Origin of the sequence: Pseudomonas sp. UBA5568 (genome assembly GCF_002425525.1) — a bacterium.
Taxonomy (GTDB): domain Bacteria; phylum Pseudomonadota; class Gammaproteobacteria; order Pseudomonadales; family Pseudomonadaceae; genus Aquipseudomonas; species Aquipseudomonas fulva.
Window position 1 is genome coordinate 14,463 of the sequence record NZ_DIMK01000023.1, and the last position, 18,361, is coordinate 32,823.

Annotated in this window: 14 protein-coding genes and 1 pseudogene; 4 read left to right on the forward strand and 11 right to left on the reverse strand. The window is 62.1% G+C overall.

Going from position 1 to position 18,361, the window contains the following annotated elements; genetic code table 11:
- Nucleotides 1-57: 57 nt before the first annotated feature.
- From B2S33_RS07355 to B2S33_RS07375, 5 genes are all read right to left on the reverse strand, one after another.
- A complete protein-coding gene (locus B2S33_RS07355) occupies nt 58-795 on the reverse strand; it encodes a fimbrial biogenesis chaperone (protein ID WP_288650112.1) in 738 nt (245 codons plus the stop codon).
- Nucleotides 785-2,134: a fimbrial protein gene (locus B2S33_RS07360; RefSeq protein ID WP_145280947.1), complete on the reverse strand. Its 1,350-nt coding sequence runs from the start codon at nt 2,132-2,134 to the stop codon at nt 785-787. The genes B2S33_RS07355 and B2S33_RS07360 overlap by 11 nt, the downstream gene beginning before the upstream one ends.
- Entirely contained in the window at nt 2,131-4,719 is a 2,589-nt protein-coding gene (locus tag B2S33_RS07365; RefSeq protein ID WP_414707699.1) for a fimbria/pilus outer membrane usher protein, read from the reverse strand. The genes B2S33_RS07360 and B2S33_RS07365 overlap by 4 nt, the downstream gene beginning before the upstream one ends.
- A complete protein-coding gene (locus B2S33_RS07370) occupies nt 4,703-5,458 on the reverse strand; it encodes a fimbrial biogenesis chaperone (protein ID WP_104926537.1) in 756 nt (251 codons plus the stop codon). The genes B2S33_RS07365 and B2S33_RS07370 overlap by 17 nt, the downstream gene beginning before the upstream one ends.
- Before the next feature lie 73 nt (nt 5,459-5,531).
- Nucleotides 5,532-6,077: a fimbrial protein gene (locus B2S33_RS07375; protein ID WP_288650113.1), complete on the reverse strand. Its 546-nt coding sequence runs from the start codon at nt 6,075-6,077 to the stop codon at nt 5,532-5,534.
- A 147-nt stretch (nt 6,078-6,224) separates the two neighbouring features.
- On the opposite strand from B2S33_RS07375, the gene B2S33_RS07380 reads away from it, so the two are divergent.
- Nucleotides 6,225-7,181, forward strand: a complete 957-nt coding sequence (locus tag B2S33_RS07380; RefSeq protein ID WP_288650114.1) for an arsenic resistance protein — start codon at nt 6,225-6,227, stop codon at nt 7,179-7,181.
- A 6-nt stretch (nt 7,182-7,187) separates the two neighbouring features.
- On the opposite strand, the gene betT is transcribed toward B2S33_RS07380, so the two are convergent.
- Nucleotides 7,188-9,161: a choline BCCT transporter BetT gene (betT, locus tag B2S33_RS07385; RefSeq protein ID WP_145280939.1), complete on the reverse strand. Its 1,974-nt coding sequence runs from the start codon at nt 9,159-9,161 to the stop codon at nt 7,188-7,190.
- Nucleotides 9,162-9,325: 164 nt separating this feature from the next.
- Nucleotides 9,326-10,210, reverse strand: coding sequence for a homocysteine S-methyltransferase family protein (locus tag B2S33_RS07390; RefSeq protein WP_027915495.1), 885 nt, complete (start codon nt 10,208-10,210; stop codon nt 9,326-9,328).
- A gap of 118 nt (nt 10,211-10,328) precedes the next feature.
- On the opposite strand from B2S33_RS07390, the gene B2S33_RS07395 reads away from it, so the two are divergent.
- Together B2S33_RS07395 and B2S33_RS07400 are read left to right on the forward strand one after the other, a co-directional pair.
- A complete protein-coding gene (locus B2S33_RS07395) occupies nt 10,329-11,150 on the forward strand; it encodes an ABC transporter substrate-binding protein (RefSeq protein ID WP_145280937.1) in 822 nt (273 codons plus the stop codon).
- The gene (locus B2S33_RS07400) at nt 11,147-11,968 is read left to right on the forward strand and encodes an amino acid ABC transporter permease (protein ID WP_049695413.1); all 822 of its coding nucleotides are present in this window, start codon (nt 11,147-11,149) and stop codon (nt 11,966-11,968) included. The genes B2S33_RS07395 and B2S33_RS07400 overlap by 4 nt, the downstream gene beginning before the upstream one ends.
- Before the next feature lie 75 nt (nt 11,969-12,043).
- Here B2S33_RS07400 and B2S33_RS21560 read toward each other — a convergent pair whose 3' ends face one another.
- The 3 genes and pseudogenes from B2S33_RS21560 to B2S33_RS07410 form a co-directional block, all read right to left on the reverse strand.
- A complete protein-coding gene (locus tag B2S33_RS21560; RefSeq protein ID WP_236167299.1) occupies nt 12,044-12,547 on the reverse strand; it encodes a methyl-accepting chemotaxis protein in 504 nt (167 codons plus the stop codon).
- Nucleotides 12,548-12,595: 48 nt separating this feature from the next.
- Nucleotides 12,596-13,486: pseudogene (locus tag B2S33_RS21565) on the reverse strand (PAS domain-containing protein); the annotation flags it as partial.
- Nucleotides 13,459-15,234 (reverse strand): sensor domain-containing phosphodiesterase, encoded by a 1,776-nt coding sequence (locus B2S33_RS07410; RefSeq protein WP_028688071.1) that lies wholly within the window; start codon nt 15,232-15,234, stop codon nt 13,459-13,461. The pseudogene B2S33_RS21565 and the gene B2S33_RS07410, both read right to left, overlap by 28 nt.
- A 211-nt stretch (nt 15,235-15,445) precedes the next feature.
- Between B2S33_RS07410 and B2S33_RS07415 the strand changes: the two genes are divergently transcribed.
- Entirely contained in the window at nt 15,446-17,404 is a 1,959-nt protein-coding gene (locus B2S33_RS07415; protein ID WP_145280931.1) for an ATP-binding protein, read from the forward strand.
- Between the two features lie 18 nt (nt 17,405-17,422).
- Here B2S33_RS07415 and B2S33_RS07420 read toward each other — a convergent pair whose 3' ends face one another.
- Nucleotides 17,423-17,953: an AAA family ATPase gene (locus B2S33_RS07420; RefSeq protein WP_145280929.1), complete on the reverse strand. Its 531-nt coding sequence runs from the start codon at nt 17,951-17,953 to the stop codon at nt 17,423-17,425.
- Nucleotides 17,954-18,361 lie beyond the last annotated feature (408 nt).

An 18,361-nucleotide genomic window follows, 5' to 3' on the forward strand; every position in this document is an offset into this window, starting at 1 on the left:
GCGGCACCGACAGACCTGAATAGGACGAATCTCAATCTGGCGAGACGGTATGTGGCCTTACGGGCTGATGGACACCGCGTGCGTGATGGGCCGCTCACCGCGCTGCGCATTACCCTCATCATCCAGCCATGAAAAGCGAAACGTCGCGTCGCTCGGCGCGGTGGCCGGTGCCGTCTGATGCTGCGTACTGAACGGTGCCAGCATGGGCGCATCCAGAATGATCGAACGCTCGCCTCCGCCGATCTGTGCGTGGGAGAGGGAGATGTAGAACGGCGTCGGATTACGCAACTGCACACGGCGACCCTGGACCCTGACAACCAGGTGCGAAGGCGCTAGCTCGGCCTTGTTCGACAGACCCTGGGGCCGGTAGATGACTTTCAGCTGAGTGCGCAGCGTGATCGTCAGACGCGTCGCGCCCTCCTCCAGCACCTCGTTTGGCCGAGGTGGAATCTCGTACACATTAAGCCAGTACAGCGACTCTCGATCCTGGGCAAGCACCTGCCCGGTCGTCACGAGGCGCACGCTTCGCTGCTGTTGGGGTTCAAGCCTGAACATCGGGGGAAGCGGCATGATCGGTGCACTTGCGGTGTCCGGGGTAACAGCCAGATCCCCATTGTCGATCCAGGTCTGGACCACGACCGGATAGGCGTTTTGATTGACCAGCGCCAGTGAGGTTTCGCGCTGGCCCTCATGCACGATGACCCTCGTGCGCTCGGCAGTGACCCCAGCGTTGGCGGGGGTGCTGATCAGCACGGCGACCAGCAGCAGCAGACGCTGCCCGCAGCTATTGAACACGTATCACCACCTGCGCTGTGGCCTCGACCCGGCCGGGCCTTACGGTAGGCATGGTGCCGGTGGAGAGTTTCTCCAGACGCGCTCGGAATGTCTCGGTGTACTGACCGATGCCATTGACGGTACCGGTCAGGTTGGCAGCGCTGCTGATCACCGGGTACCAACCCCGGCCAGCCGCGCCGCTGCCATTGGCAGAATCCTCATTGGCCAGCAAATTGATGGGCGCACCGTCGCGCAGCAACTGTATGCCTACTCCCTGCGCCACACCTGCCTGGCCATAACGGTCCGCCAGCAGGTAGGTAAGGCCGCCCTGGGCATTGACCAAACCCAGGGAAGACGACGCAGCCAGGGCACCGGATGAAACCTTGATGCCAATGGCCGTGCCGTTGGCGCTGGTGCTGTTGACGATGTTGCTCTGGCAGCGAAAGTTGATCTGAAAGGGCATTTCGCGGCGCCCGCCCGCGTTGATCTCGCTCACGCTGATCGAGGGAAACACCACATAGGGGGTGACACTGGTGACGCTGCAGGTGGGGTAACGCTTGAGCGTGACCTTGTTGTACAAGCCCAACGCTCCTGGCCAGTTTCCGTACCAGCCACTCCAGTTTCCATAGTGCGTTTGACCCACTGTTGGATAGGCCAGCCCTGGCCCCTTGATAGCGATATAGGCCGCCGCCTGTGCGTAGGCGTAGAGCTGCGATGGGACGGTTTCGCTGTAGTAGTTGTAGCTGGGGTCTTTCGGTGCACTGAACAGCTCCGCGCGTACGGCACTGAGGTTCTTGGCCTTGACCAGCTGATAACCCCGCGAATCGACGTCCAGCCCCGTGAGCCGTCGCTCCTGCCAGATGTCGGTGAACAGTTGGCCGGTTTCCAGGTGAGTCAGGCGCAACAGTACATTCGTCCAGGCCGTGCGGTAGGCGCTGCGCAAACCCAGGGTGTTGCCGACGCTGTCGCCCCCTTGGAACCAGCCGCTGTAGACGTCGTCACCATTGGTGGAAAACATCTCGTAAACCGCATCCTGGGCCGCGCAGCGAAAAAACACATACTCCGGGTTGTATCCGGCCGTGGCGCCATATTGGGTGAAGGGTGCCACCGAGCTGGCAATCAATGAGCCGTAGGGCTGAAAGCTGGGGTCGCTGACGTTGATCACGCTGGGTAAGCCCAAGGATCCATTGCACGTATCACAGCCACCGGCCCACGCACCGGCAGTGCCCTCCCCGGGCCGGATGGCATCGTTAGCCGTGGTAGTGGCGGCGCCCACGTAAGTGACCTTGTAGCAGGTCGCCCAGGCGTGCGGAGCAGTTGCAAACAGAACGGCTGCCAATAGCCAGGCCCTGAGCGTCATGTGGGTTCCTCGTTAGGCGTGCATATACTTTTCAGATGAATGAAGCCCTGGCTGTCATGGGCGTTGCTGCTGTTGACGTCGAAGGGCAACAGGCATGCCTGGTCAGGGCCTACGCCCCAGCGAACCTGCAGGTGCCCGCTATCAGCCTGGGCGCGTGCATACACCTGCCCTCCCTGCCCCACCATGCCAATGATGGTGCCCTGCTCATCCAGCACATCGGCGCCCAGCGCGATAGCCCCACCGCCCGGCAAGCTGGCCTGGATCAGCAAGGCATGGCCGATCAACGTCTTGAAATCCACCACCACCGCAGCACCGGCGTAGGGCGCGACCTTTCGCTCCGTTTCGATCAGCTCGGCTTGATCACCCATGCCGCTGGGGTCGAGCCCTACCGGGTTGTACCGGTAGGGCGACAACGAAGGCACCAGCGCATAGCCATCAGCGTTCACACGAGCCCCCTGCCCGCCCCGGATGGTCGCGCCACCTGCGCCTTTGGCCCGCACCAGCGCGAAGGTGTCGCCCACATAAGGCCCCAAGGTCAGACCGCCTTCATGCAAGACAGCTGCGCCGCGAATGCCGCCATTGATTTGCCGGTAATCGGCGCTTTGCGAGTAGCCACCGTTAAAGGTGGCAACGGCGCTCTGTGCCTGGAGATTGCCAGTCCAGTTCGTCCCGCGTCCGGCGCTGTCACGACTGGCTGCGATTGCGTAGCTCATGTCGCGCTGGGCGCCCAGGGTGCCGTTGATCCCCGTCTGGAGACTGCTGCCCCGGGTATCACCTGAGCGCTGCGTCAGCATCGAGCTGATGCTCGGTGCCCGGGTCGAGTTGCCCAGGGGCATGGAGAACGTCAGCGTCAGGGTGTTGGTGCGATTGCTGGTGTCGCGCTGGTCTGCCAGGTTTGCAAAATCGGGCACGGCACTGGTTACCGTGTCCCGGTACCACGTCGTGCGCTGGCGTGAATAGGCCAGGCTGTAATTGAGTTGCCGCCAGGTGTTGGAATAACCGAACTGCACCTGCGTATCACGGCTTTTGCCGTCGTAATAGTCGCTGCTCGAGCCAGACAGGTACAGGTTTCCGTACCCCCCTAGCCCTTGGTTGACCAGCAAGGTCAGCTGGTTACGCTGCTTGAAACTGGTCGAGTCCCAACTGTCACCGCGCTCGGAGGCCTGCCGCGCACCCAGCGCATCGGCCAGATCCCGGTACCCTTGGGTTGAGTATCGATAGCCGGCAAGGTTGAGAGTGGTGTTGGTTGGCTGGAAGGTACGGCTGTAGCTAAGCCCCATGCGCCAGCCTTGCTTGCGCTGTTGGTTTTCAACGGTGGCGCTGGAAAACGTGCTGTTGACCCCGAAGGCACCATAGGGCGTTGCCAGTACGCCACCGCCCAGCACGGCGAGATAATCCTGCGCTACCCGAGCGCCCAGGTTGGCGGAAAGTGCATTGCTAAGGCCCCGTTGATAAGTGGCCTCGGCAAAAGCCCCTTGGTTCGCGCCCGTCTGGCGTACCTCACCGAGCGTGGCGCTGTAGCGAGAGATACCCGGACGGATGGAGTCGGGCACCGCCGCATAGGGGACAGTGAAGCGTGTGACGCTGCCGTCGGCCTCGATTACCTGCACGTCCAAGTCACCGTTGTAGGCCGTACCGTACAGATCGTCGATGACAAAGGGACCCGCCGCCACTGTGGTTTCATGCACCTTGCGGCCGTTCTGGCTGATTACCACGCGCGCATTGCTCACCGCCGTGCCGCGCACTTGTGGGGCATATTGACGCTGAGAGTCGGGCAGCATGCGATCGTCGCTGGCCAGCCGCACGCCTCGAAAGCCGATGCTACCGAACAGGTTGCCCTCGGTAAAACTGTCACCCACCGTCAGTTCGCTCTGCCAAGGGGCAATGGCACGCTGAGCATAGGTGCGAATGCTGTTCCAGCGGCTGACCGCGGCGCCGCCGAAGCTTGAGTAGCTGTAGTTGGACTGATGCCGCAAACGCCAGAGCCCAACGTTCACCCCCGTGTTCAGGCCCAGGTAACCGTAATTGGCCGCCTCGCTTGCTGAGGCTTCGTAGCGCGAGTTGTACAGGCTTGCGTCGTAGTTGACGAAGCCCATCATACCGCCTGCGTCCCAGTCCTGCGGATCGACGTAGCCGCGCGGCTTGATGTCGAGCAATGCCTGGGGCACGGAGAGGTCCAGGCGCAAGCGGGCTGAGTCATATTGGAACGTTGACCCTGGTAGCCGCGTGCTCAGCGCCAGGCACTGGCCCGCGTCGGCGGTAGGGGTTTCAAGCTTGCGGGCGTTCATGTGTCGATGCAAAAACCGTTCGGAAAAACAAGGTTCGACAGCATCGTCTTGCAGTCGAAAACTCACTTCGCTTCGGTTCACGTAGTGCGTGTTCACGTACACATCGACCAGGTAAGTACCCGGGTCGATCTGCTGCACCCGATTGAAGCGCTCCAGGCTGCCACCGGCCAGCCCCGAGCCCAGCAACAGGCTGTCGTCGAAACGGTAGTCGCCTTCGCCGTGGGCCAGCCGGGCCATCATCCAGGCAATGCTGCCCAGCAGGACCGAGGTGCGCCGCACATTAGCGCTGCAAGGCATGAGTGATGCCCACACGTGCACCATAGTCGTTGATCAACTGCGCCGTGAGCTGCGGCGCTGTACCTGTGAGCGCTCCGGTAGCCTCTGGCGTCCAGTGCACCGAGCCGTAGGGCGGCACCATGGCAGCATGGAGTTTCACCTGTCTGTTGCCGACAGTGATCGTCGCAGCCCCGAACGAGGCATAGAAGCCCGTCGGATTATCGACGAGCACTTGCCAGCTGGCGCCGTTTTCGACCAGCCTGAAGCGTAGTTTTTCAGGCAACTGCTCGACCGCGCCTGCGATGCCAGCAGGCCGGTAGAACAGCTTCAGGCGATTGCGCAGGATCAGCAGCATCTGGCTTCTGTCGGCCTGTGCAGCGTTGCGCGGGGGGATCTGGAGCACGTTCAGATAGAACACCGACTCCCGGTCCTGGGGGAGCGCGGCGCCGGTATATATGAGCCTCAGGGATTGTCCGCTGCCCGGAGCCACGCGTGACACGGCCGGATTGACCATGAACGGAGCCTTGGCGGTTTCAGGTGTGGAGGCGGGGTCATCGACGTCCACCCAGGCCTGCACAACATTGGCGAAGGGGTCCTGGTTGGTGAGCTGCAGGGTTTTTTCCTTCGCATTTCCGGGATAAATGACCCGCGTCCCCGTCACTACCACGCTGGCCTGGACGAGGGTGGCGCCCGTCATGCCGAGCACGAAGGCAAGCGCAATGGCGACCAGCCTGAGCCGGCCCACTGGCAAAGTTCTCATGCAGATACCTCGAAGGCCTGCCGCTCTGGATACGAGCCCCATGGCGGCAGTCGGAAAAAGTGGCGTGCGCCAATCACTCGTAACGCAGGGTGTAAGTAACGGCGCCAAGGACAGGGCCTGCCGTAACGGTGGCGGCCTCGGACACGTAACGCACGGCATAGTCGTGGCTTGTGGAGGTCTGGCCGGAACTCAAGATGATTTTTCCGGCGGTGACGGCTGCACCACCTGCCAGGTCCACCGGGCTGCCGCCGGGTGCGTCGAGCAACTGCAATGCAACGCCGGTCGCGCCATTGGTGGCGGTGTTGGTCAGGTTGCCCAGCGATGTCGGGTTGGTAGCCTGGAACAGCGTGGTGAATTGCTCGTTGGCGTCGGTCGGCGCGGCGCAGCCGGTCAGGCGCAGGGTGAATTGGGTTTCCCCGGTGTTTTTGCCGATGCTGCCGTTCAGCGCACTGGCTGGCACGCTTTGCATGACAACGGTTGGCTCGGTGTTGCCATCGACGACAGCCGAGCAGGTCTGGTCGGTGACCTCGCCGCTGAACGTGATGGTGTTGGCCGCGTTCGCCAGGCCAGGCACGGCCATGGTTGCAGCTGCAGCAAAAGCGATAGCGCGAATATTCATTACAGCGTCCTGTGGTTGTCATGTGGGCTGCGCATAGAATGCAGCCCTGGCGCTGTTGGATAACTCAGACGAGTCTTAAAACGGCCACACGCGCTCGATTGCCGCATCCCCCTGCAGCGCTGCGCCTTTTTCCAAGCAGGTACGCTCTTGACCAAAGACCAACTCGAAACCCGGCAGACACCGGTGTATTTCGCCACCGTGCTGGCAGCCATCGCCTTCGGCCTTGTAGCCGATACCACTAGCGCTGTTCTGGAAGCACTGATCACACCAGCCATCGCCGTGCTGATGTACGCCATGTTCCTGCAAATCCCCTTTCTGCACCTGCGCGCAAGCCTGGCCAATCGGCGGTTCATGACGGCCTTGCTCCTGGCCAATTTTGTGCTGGTGCCCGTCCTGGCTTGGGCGTTGACCCGTGGGCTGACAGGCCACCCGGCCTTGCTCATCGGCGCCCTGCTGGTCCTGCTGGCACCCTGCATCGACTACGTGGTGGTGTTCACGCACATGGGCAAGGGCGATGCACGGCTCATGCTGGCCGCAACACCCGTGCTGTTGCTGCTGCAACTGGTGCTTCTGCCGCTTTACCTGACGCTCATGATCGAAGACGACCATGCGATAAGCCTGACGGTCGGGCCTTTCGTGCAGGCGTTCTTGCTGATGATCGCCGTGCCATTGGCCTTGGCGGTGCTGACCAGTGCACAGGTGGCCAAATCAGAGCGGGTCAGTCGCTGGAACGACGCCTGGGCGTGGATGCCCGTGCCGGGGATGGCACTCGTGCTGTTCGTGGTGATCGCTTCGCAGATCGGCATGGTATTGCACAGGCTGGACCAATTGCTGCCGGTGGTGCCGGTGTACCTGGGCTTTGCGCTTTTGGCACCGGTCATTGGCTGGGCGACGGCAAGGTTGATGGGCTTGCCTGTACAACAAAAGCGCGCCGTGATGTTCAGTGCTTCGACGCGCAATTCGTTGGTAGTGTTGCCGTTGGCGCTCGCCTTGCCAGAGCAGATACGAACGCTGGCAGCAGCGGCGGTGATCACGCAGACATTGGTCGAGCTGATCTGCGAGTTGGTGTACGTGCGGGCGATTCCAGTGATCGCCCGCACGTAGGCGGCTTCAGCTGACCACGTGCAGGTAGTGCAGGTGGCGCTCGTACTGGTCGAGGATGTCGCCGATCACATCCTCACGGCTCCAGCCCATGACGTCGTAGTCCTGCCCGCCTTCGCGCAGGTACACCTCTGCACGGAAGTACTTGCGGGCATCGCTGTTGTCATCGGCATCGCGCATGACGAAGCTTGGTGTATTGAAGGCGCGAGGGCGAACCTCGTACTTGAAGCGGCCCTCACCAGCATGGGAAAGCTCAAGCGCGATGCGGCCGTCTTCGCGCTCATCTACCGTCACCTCGTAGCCTTGTTTGCGCAGCTCCTGTGCCACTTCCTCGCACGCGGGCTTGACCACTTCCCCGATAAAGCGGGTGACATGGGCCCTGCGCGGCATCATCGCGATGTTGCGCAACCGACGCTGCCAGCCGCCGTGGTTTTGACGGCCCTGCCGCTGGCCCGGCAACGCCTGAGTTCGCAGACCACGCCGTGTGGCGTCCAGCCCCAGTGCCTTGAACAGCCCCCAGATGGAAAACAGCAGGATGATCGCGAACGGCAAGGCGCTGGCGATGGTGGCAGCCTGCAAGGCCTTCAAACCGTTGGCCAACAGCAGGGCAATGGCCACTGCACCCATGCTGACCGACCAGAACACACGTTGCCAGAGCGGCGAATGTCCCCTGCCGGACGAAGCCAGCATGTCCACCACCAAGGCGCCTGAGTCGGCTGACGTGACGAAGAACACGACGACCATCAGCACGGCCAGCATCGAAATGGCCGTAGACCAGGGGAAGTGCTCGAGAAATGCGAACAAGGCTAACGAGCTGTCCTGGTCGACCACCGTGGCCAAGTCTCTGATACCGCCGTGCAGAATCATGTGAATGGCCGAATCGCCAAATACGGTCATCCACAGCAAGGTAAAGCCTGCCGGTACGAACAACACGCCACAGACGAACTCGCGAATGGTGCGGCCACGGGAGATACGTGCAATGAACAACCCGACGAAGGGCGACCAGGAGAGCCACCAGCCCCAGTAGAGCAAGGTCCAGCCACCAATCCAGTCAGTGGGTTCATAAGCGAACAGGTTGAACGTTTTGTTGACGATATCGGACAGGTACGCACCTGTGTTTTGCACATAGGCCTGAAGCAGGAAGACCGTAGGCCCGACTGCCAGGACGAAGAGCATCAGCACTACAGCAAGGCCCAGGTTGAGCTCCGAAAGGATCCGGATGCCCTTGTCCAGGCCGCTGGCCACCGACAGCGTGGCCAGCGCACAGGTGACGGCGATCAGGATGACCTGGATCGTGGTGCTGATGGGGAGGCCGAACAGCTGGTGCAGGCCGCTGTTGATCTGCAGCACACCGTAACCGAGTGAGGTCGCCACGCCAAAGACGGTGCCCAGGATGGCGAAGATATCTACCGCATGACCAATGGGCCCGTAGATACGTTCCCCGATCAGGGGGTACAGCGCCGAGCGCAGCGTAAGCGGTAACCCGTTGCGAAAACTGAAGTAGGCCAGGATCAGCGCCACGATGGCGTAGATCGCCCAGGCATGCAGGCCCCAGTGGAAGAACGTGATGTTCATCGCTTCGCGGGCCGCAGCCACCGTATTGGGGTCACCCACAGGCGGGTTGATGAAGTGCATCACAGGTTCGGCCACGCCGAAGAACATCAGGCCGATGCCCATGCCCGCCGAGAACAGCATGGCGAACCAGCTCTTGTTGGGGTAATCGGGCTCGCTGTGGTCCGGGCCCAGCTTGATATCGCCGTAGCGGCTGACGGCCAGGAAGACGACGCTGATCAGCACCAACGCGACGGTAAGAATGTAGAACCAGGCCGCATTGGTGACGATCCATTGCTGAACATGCTCGAAGACGCTTTGGGCATGCTCCTGGAAAAGCGTGGCGTATAAAACCAGCAACAGCACCAGTACGGCACTGGTGAAAAAGACAGGCGGGTTGATGGTGCTCGTGCGTTGTTGTTCTTCAGGCATAGGCATTGCTCCTTCTGACGTTCAGCGCTGCGCTCCATGGTTGGGCAGTCAGAACACGACTGCCCGTGGCGCATGATGAATGGAAGATGCTGAAACCTTACCGTCAGTTCCAGCGTTTCCCAAACTTAAACGCTTCGTTTGCCTTGCAGATGCTCTGGAACCCGTCAGCCGAGGCTTAATTTGAGCTCGGCAATGTGCTCGGGGCCAATGCCGCAGCAGCCACCTACCAGGCTGGCGCCGCGTGCGCGCCAGTCCTTGGCCCAGGCCAGGTAGCCCGGTGGGTCCAGGTCTTCGCGCAGTTCGTCCAGCCCGTCGTTGGCGGTGGCTTCCTTGGGCTGGGGCGGGAAGGCATTGGCATAGGCACCGATGGCGACTTCTCCACCCTGCTGATCGATGACCGAACGGGCGACATCGATGGCCGCGCCGATCACTTCTGGCTGGCTGCAGTTGAACAGCACCGCTGCCGCGCCGAGCTCGATCACCGCTTGCACCGCCTCGGCCACCGGCTCACCGGAGCGCAGGCGCGGCACCGTATCGACGTCTTCGTCCTGCAAGGTGAAGGACACCCAGAACGGGCGGCCGTCTTCGGGCAGGTGGGCACGTATGGCGCGCACTTCAGCGATCGCGCTCTGGGTTTCGGCAAGCCACAGGTCAACGTGTGGCGCCAGGCCCTCTAGCAGCGGCCGCAGGACTTCCTCGACGCGCTCAGGCTGGAACAGGTCGGGACGATAGGACCCGAACAACGGCGGCAGCGAACCGGCCACCCTCACTGGGTGCGGGCCGGTGTCGGCCGCGTGGCGGGCCAGTTGACCGGCGACATTGGCCAACTGCCGGCCCTCTTCGGCAAAGCGCGCTTCACCAATGTGGAAGGGGACGACCGCATAGCTGTTACTGGTGATGACCTGGGCACCTGCGGCAATGAACGCCGCATGCACCCCCACCACCGCTTCCGGGGCCTCGGTCAACGCCAGTGCGGACCACTCTGGCTGGCGGAACGGCGCACCGCTGCGCTGCAGTTCGCGGCCCATGCCACCGTCGAGAATCACCATCGCTCGCTCTGTCATATAACTACTCTGAAGGTGCTTATGAATAAAATTCATTATGTGGGTTGGATATATAACTATTTAATACCCTAATACTCATTTGGCCAACACTTCAGGTATGAACATGCGTTTTTCCACATTGCTCGGTGCAGGCCTTGCGCTGCTTGCGACCGCCACTCAGGCTCTTGCCGGCGCCACGCTGGAGCGGGTCGAATCACGCAAGGAACTGGTCAATGTGCTGATGGAGAGCTATCCCCCGTTCTCGTTCCTCAATGACCAGAACCAGCTCGACGGCTTTGACGTGGATGTTGCCAAGGCGGTGGCGGATAAACTGGGCGTGAAGCTGCGCCTGGAGACCCCTTCCTGGGATGTAATCGCCGCCGGTCGCTGGAGTGGGCGCTACGACATCTGCATCTGCTCGATGACCCCCAGCAAGGCCCGCGCCCAGGTGTTCGACTTCCCGGTGGAGTACTACGCCTCCCCGGCCGTCATCGTGGTCAATGCCAAGGATGAGCGCATCCACGGTGCAAAGGACCTGGACGGGCGCAAGGTCGGCCTGACCAGCGCGTCGAGCTATGAAAGCTACCTGAACAAGAACCTGGTCATCGAGGGTGACGAAGAACGCGCCCTCGACTACCCCTTCGATTTCGTGCAGATCGCCCCGTATGACACCGACAATGTGGCGTTCCAGGACCTTGGGCTGGGCGCGGGCGTGCGCCTGGATGCGATCCTGACCAACCTGGTCACGGCCAAGCCGCGCCTGGACCAGGACAAACGCTTCAAGCTCGCCGGTGCGCCGCTGTATGAAGAACCCAACTCGGTCGCCATCGAGAAGGGCGACCCGGAGTGGGATGCCAAAGTTCGCCAGGTGTTCGCCGAACTCAAGGCGGACGGCACCCTGAGCAAGCTGTCGCAGAAGTGGATCGGCGCCGATATCAGCAAATGAGCACCTTTACGCCCTCCCCCAAGCCCGTGGCCAATACCACGGGCACACGCCTGCTGGGTTTTCGCACACGGTTGATGCTCACCTGGCTGGTGATGTTCGCCCTGTTCGTCGGGTTCTTCCTGAGCTTCGACCTCAAGTTCTCGATCATCCTGGAGAAGTTTCCTAACCTGGCCGGTTTCAAACTGGGACCCAATGGTTTTCTGCAGGGCGCAGCGCTGACGCTGTTCCTGTGCATGTGCTCGATGGTGGTGTCGGTGGCGCTGGGCTTTGCCGCCGCGCTGGCACGCTTGTCCGGCAGCGCGGTGCTGGTGGGTGTTGCCAGTTTCTACACGTCTTTTTTCCGTGGTACACCGCTGCTGATCCAGATTCTGCTCATTTACCTGGGGTTGCCCCAGATAGGCCTGGTGCCCGGCGCGATCAGTGCCGGTATCATCGCCCTGTCGCTGAACTACGGCGCCTATCTCAGTGAGATCTTTCGCGCAGGCATCCTGGGTGTTGCCCAAGGCCAACGCGAAGCGGCGCTGGCGCTGGGCATGCGCCCGCCGCAGATTTTTTGCCACATCGTACTGCCGCAGGCCATGCGGGTGATCATCCCGCCAACCGCCAACCAGTTCATCTCCATGCTCAAGGATTCGTCGTTGATCTCGGTGATGGGGGTGTGGGAAATCATGTTCCTGGCCCAGTCCTACGGACGGTCGAGCTACCGCTACCTGGAAATGCTGACCACCGCTGCCGTGATCTACTGGGTGCTGTCGATCGCGCTGGAGTTGGTGCAGGCGCGCCTTGAGCGGCACTACGGCAAAGCCTATCAGCGCTGAAGGTGCGTAGCGCCTGCCCCGGCCACTGCGCAGGGGCGGGCGTAGCAATCAATCGCCAGTCAGGCGCCGATGGGGCTAACGTCCCGCCTCTGCCACCAGTTTCGAGGAAAACTGGCCCACGGCAGTGACCACCTCCTGCGCACCTGATTGTATTTCAGTGATCACGGTACCTGCCTGCTGGGCCAGGCTCAGGCCCAGCTCAGCCTGCTTCCTGCTCTCGCCCATGCTGTGTACTGCCTCCTCCACCAAGGCGTTATTCTTCTGCACCACCTCGACGATTTCCTGGGTCGCGGCACTGGTTCGGCCGGCCAACTTGCGCACCTCGTCCGCCACCACGGCAAAGCCCCGCCCTTGGTCACCTGCACGCGCAGCTTCGATGGCCGCGTTCAGGGCCAACAAGTTGGTCTGTTGGGCGATGCCGCCGATGGTCGACACGATGGAAGTGATCAGGTGCGACTGATGCCCCAGCGCCTCGACGCCGCTGGATACGTTCGAGACCTGCTCGACGATGCGGTTCATGGTTTCTACCGTGTCCCTGACCGCCTCAGCGCCGCGCTGGGCGGAGCTGTCGGTCTTCATGGAGATCTCGTAGGCAACGTCCGCCGCTGAGCTGACCTGTTTCTCGCTTTCGACCTGAGCGGTGATATCCACCGCAAATTTCACGACCTTGTACAGCCGCCCCCGGGTATCGCGCACGGGGTTGTAGGAAGCTTCGAGCCACAGCTCGCGGCCGCCCTTGTCGAACCGCTGAAAACGTTCGGCGACGAAGCGACCATCGTTGAGGCTGGCCCAGAGTCGCTGATAGTCCGGCGACTTCGTGTAGGCCGGATCGCAGAAAATACTGTGGTGCTTGCCGACGATTTCCGGGAGCGTGTAGTTCACCGTATTCAGGAAGTTCTGGTTGGCGGTGAGTATGGTGCCGTCCAGCCCGAACTCGATCACCGCCGTGGAGCGGGAAAGCGCCTTGATCAACTCGTCGTTTTCCCGGGCCTTGTCGATGGCAGCGGTGACCTCGGTGCCGTAAGCCGTCATGTGGGTCACCTCGCCGCTGGGGGTCTTGACCGGGCACCACGCCGCGCGCATCCAGACCAGGCGCCCATCGGCCGCGATGTAGCGGTAGTCGTCGCTCACCCCAGTGCCCTGGCTCATCGCGGTCTGAAAATCCTTGTAGCATGGCAAGTCCCTCACATAGTCAGGCGTGAGCGTGCCCATCGATGTACCGACAAGCTTCGAAGCGTCGATACCTACGAAGCTGGAAAACCGCGGATTGACGGCCGTGATCAGCAGGTCACGGTCCACGGTGATTTCAAGCATCTCGTCGGACCTGCTCTGCTGCGCGGCCCTGAGCCCATGAAGCTCCCGTTTGAGTGCCTCGACCTCATCCCTAAGCGCTTTGTTGAACATGGCGATCCTCGTCATTGCGGATGACAACTGTTGGGAATGAACAGGCGCTGTCAGGCAGCGCCCACCGAGTGCTGCTTCACACAACGTCAGGCTTGCCGCGGCTGACACAACCATGTCGCCAGGTCATCTGCCGAGAGGGGCCTTGCGTAATAATAGCCTTGCCCTTGATCACAGCCCCATCCCCGTAGCACATGATGGTGCAGGTCCGTCTCCACGCCCTCGGCCACTACCGTCAGGCGCAGGTCACGCAGCAGGCTGACCAACCCGCGCACGATGTGCCAGTCGTTACCGCCAGGCTGCAGTTCGGCCAGCAGGGAGCGGTCGAGCTTCACGCTGGTGGCGGGGATTTTGCGCAGGTAGATCCAGTTACTGTAGCCGCTGCCAAAATCGTCGATGCCAATCGAGATACCCAGGGCGCGGAAGCGCTGGAGCTGTTCCTGCACGGCATCGAAATCGGCCACCAGGGCGCTTTCGGTGAACTCAAGTTCCACCAGGCTCGGGTGGACCTGGTGTCGGGCCAGCGCTCGGGTCACATCTTCGTACAACTGGCCATCACCCAGGTCGAGGGCCGAGATGTTCAGCGAGACCTGCAACACCACGTTGCTGGCCTGCCACTGGGCGATCTGACGACACACCTGCTCCACGACCCAGCGCGTGATGCCGCGGATGGAAGCGGTGGTTTCTGCCAGCGGAATGAACTCGGCCGGGCTGATCACACCCAGTTGCGGGTGCGTCCAGCGCAAGAGCGCCTCGACCGCCACGCAGCGGTTGCTGCCAAGGTCGATCCTGGGCTGGTAGGCCAGGCTCAACTGGTCCGGTGCCAGCAGTGCGGCTTCCAGGGCGTTGAGTATGGCGGTGTTGCGACGCAGGTTCGCGTCCACCACCGGGTCGTACGCCAACCAGCGCTGCTCGCTCTTGCGAGCGGTGTCGGTCATGCTGGCCATCAGCCGCAGGATGTCCGACGAGGCGCTGGCGTCCACACCCAGCGTCAGGACGCTGATGCCAACATCCGGCGTAACCGGTATGTGACCGCTGCGCAGCGGCCCACTGAGCGAAGCCACCAGCGTCTGAAGCCAACCGGCGAGAAAGCGGGTATCGCACGCATCGATGACCGTCATGAAGCCCAGGGTGCTGGCCCGATAAAGGCGGCAACCGGGCACAAGTGCCGTGAGCAGCACTTCTTTGACTGCCAGCATGAAATCGGTAAAGAACTCGATGCCCAGCGCCTTGAACAGCCGGTCCATACCCGCAGCCGACACCGGCTCGATGAAAACAGCCACCTGCCCGGCCGTCACGGCACCTTCCTTGAAGTCCGTCTCGAAGCGCCGCCGATTGGGCAGCCCGGTCATCGGATCGTAGAAGTTCTGCCGGTGGATCGATTGCAGCCGGGCCACCACCACGTTGGCGGCGTTGGTCAGCAGGTTACGGTCGCGCTCCGACAAGGCTTCGCGCGTGGCATGGTCGATGATGCACAGCCCACCCAGGCTGACGCCTGGCCGAACGATCAGCGGCGCGCCGGCGTAATAGCGAATGTGGGGGGCCGATTGCACAAGGGGGTTATCCACCGTGCGGGGATCCTGCAGCGTGTCGCAGATCTCCAGCAGCGTTTCCTGGCGCAGGCCGTGGGCGCAGATGGACATTTCGCGCGGCGTGCGGTCGTCGGCCATGCCGATCTTGGCCTTGAATACCTGGTAATCGCGGTCGACGATGCTGACCAGCGCGGTCGGGACGTCGAAGTGCGCACAGAGCATGTTGACGACGCCGTTGAGCACCGGATCCTCTCCATTTGCCAGGTCCGATGTAAGGCGGTCCACTTCAACCAGGCGCAAGCGCTCGTCTCGAAGGGTCGTCAAGTTGTCCATGAAAACTCCGGTCGCGGTAACAGCAAATTCTAGCCCATAAGGCACATTGCCAGCTTAGCTGTGATCGGTTTCTCTCGACAATTGAGCGCCCCCACCGGTGGTCGGCCAAAAAATCTATTGGACGCCTGCGGTCAGCTAGCCTAAAAGGCTGTCAGCCGCGCTTGGCACGGCAGATTGCATAGATGATGCTCAGCCTGTTACGGAGTCAGCCTTGGCCTGGTTCAAAGAAAGGATTACCGCCATCCTGCAACGCCTGCGACGTGCCGAGCCGAGCACGGCCAGCCGCTACGTGGGCGCCGCGTTGATCATCGCTGCGTGCTCCCTGGCGCGCGCGCAGATGTCGCCTGCCGCGCTCCCGTACCTGTTTTTCATTCCTGGCCTGATGCTGATCGGGTTCTGGTTCGGCGCAGGCCCGTCCCTGCTGGGCTGCATCATGGCGGTGCTGATCGCCCAGTATTTCTTCATCGGGCTGCTGGGTTTCGATGCTGACTGGACCACGTGGGCCAACAGCCTGAGTTTTGGCGTGGTCACCTTCGCCATGGCAGTGGTGTGTGCTTCGCTCAGGCGTAACCTGAGCGCCGTAGAACGGCTCAATGAAACGCTCGAGCAGCAAGTGCAACACCGAACGGGTGAGCGCGACAGCCTGTGGAACGTGTCCCCCGACCTGATCTGCACGTTGTCCGAAAACGGTCAGGTGCTGTCGGTGAACCCGGCATGGCAGGTAGAAACGGGCTTCACTGAAGAGCAACTCAAGGCTGGGACGTTCTACAGTTTCATCTCCCCCGCGCAATTGGCGAACGCGTTACGTGAGCTCAACCACAAGCCCATCGTCGAGCTCGACACCCAGAGCGTGCGCAGCGATGGCCAACCCTTGCTGCTCAACTGGCGCATAGCCAGGTTCGAGGGCCGTTACTTCGCCGTGGCGCGGGACGTCACCCAGTACCGCGAGCGGCAGCAGGCGTTCGAGCAGGTCAGCCAGCAACTGCAGCAAAGCCAGAAGATGGAAGCGCTCGGCCAGCTCACCGGCGGCCTGGCCCATGACTTCAACAACCTGCTGACCGTGATCACCGGCACGCAGGACATGATCGAACAACGCCTGGCGCAAGGCCGGCACGACGAGCTGGGTCGTTACCTGTCGTTGGCCAGAACTGCCACTCGCAAAGCCAGCACCCTCACCCACCGCCTGCTGACCTTCGCCAGACGACAACCGCTGGCCAGCGCCACGGTCGATGTGGTGCTGCTGGTGGACGACATGAAAGAGCTGCTGGCCAGAACCCTTACACCCAAGATCGAGTTTCAGCTCAGCCCGCATCCGTCGCCAGCCTTGTGCTACTGCGATCCCCATCAACTGGAAAATGCGCTGCTGAACCTGTGCATCAACGCACGTGACGCCATGCCCCAAGGGGGCCGTTTGCAGGTGCGGGTCAGCAAGGTGACGAGCGGCACGGCTGAGTTGGAGCAGCTTGGGCTACGCGCTGGCGAATACATTCAGGTGAGCGTCACCGATACGGGTCTGGGGATGCCGGCCAGCATTGCCGAGCGGGCCTTCGAACCGTTCTTCACCACCAAGCCGCTGGGGTCGGGCACGGGTCTGGGGCTGTCGATGGTCAGGGACTTCGCTCGCCAGGCGGGCGGCACCGCAGTGATCGAGTCGGTGATGGGCAGCGGCACCACAGTCAGCCTGTTGCTGCCCGTCCACCTTGAGTCCGTTTCGTCCAGTGTCACAGCGATCACGCACGCCACCCTGGCGGCCCGCACCGACCACCGCGGCAGTGCACTGGTGATCGAAGACGAGGGCGCGATCCGGGAGCTGGTCAGCGAAGCCTTGCAGGAGCTGGGTTTCGACGTAATCGAAGTCACTCATCCTGCCGATGCGCTGCACCTGATCGAACAGTGCCAGAACCTGCAGCTTGTGGTAACCGACCTGGTCCTGCCCGGCGGCTTGACGGGAGACAACATCGCCCAAGGGGTGCAGGCGCTCGTGCCAGCGGTGCGGGTGCTGTTCATTTCTGGGTTGATCGAGGCGCCGGCCAGCCTTGCCGAGCAGCAGCCGCATACGCGCTTGCTGCCCAAGCCCTTCACGCTCGGCCAGTTCAAGGCGTGTGTCGAAGGGATGCTCGCTGACCCGCAGGATGCGCCTCCATTGCGGGACCAGGCCACACGACGCTAGCGCCATGGTCGACGCGCGCTACATGCCAGGGGACGGCGAATCGAGCGATGCCAGAAACTGACGCGTCTGCCGGTTGGAGCGCAGGTGCACTACCTGACACCCGGGAGGTGCCGTCGCCATCAGGTGCTTGATCTTGTCCTGTGAAGAATGCCGCGTGGACCAGATGAACCGGATGAAGCCAGGCAAGTTGCGTAGCGACTCGGGGCATTCATCTGGCAAGTCCGGACGTGTGCGGCCCAACTGGGTCAAGGTCCTGACCAGGACACGCCACAGTCGGACCGTCAGGGAACGGTCAATCCAGATCAACAGGTCGGCCCTGGCAAGGCGGTTCTCCCAGGTTGCCGAATGCCCGCCCTCGAATATCCACCGCTCGCGCGCCTCCACTTCATGGCACAGGCGGGTCTTTTCGTCCCGACTGCGCTCGACCCAGCCGGGTAGCCAGTGAATGGTGTCGATATGCACGACCGGCAAGCCGGTTCGCTCGCCCAGCTGGCGAGCAAGCGTACTTTTGCCGGCGCCTGGCTGACCAACGATCATGACGCGTTTCATTGGGGGCTCCTTTTCAGCCCGCCATTTTGAACGTCAGGTCAGTGTTGTAAAGCCGCGTTGCGCTGGCAGGCAATGGATGGAACGGTTCAGAGCCGGGACGCACCGTCGAGTGCATGCAGGCCAACGCCAGCACATGCTGAATACGGGTAAGCCATCCGGCTCCTGATGGAGCTCGGATGGCTTGAAGCGCCCACGGCGCGGCATGCTACCCCGCCGAGCACTAGGCTCAGCGCTGTGCCAGGGTACGGTGCGTACCTCCCACGGAACTGAACCGGTGCGCTGCGACGGGGCGCAGTATGATCAGAACTTGTGCTGTGGAAAACGCGAGCGAGGATAGGCCGTGAGCGGTGGTTGATCCTTCGACGCTTGGGAATGATGGGTAAGTATCTGCCATATCCCATTGCCATG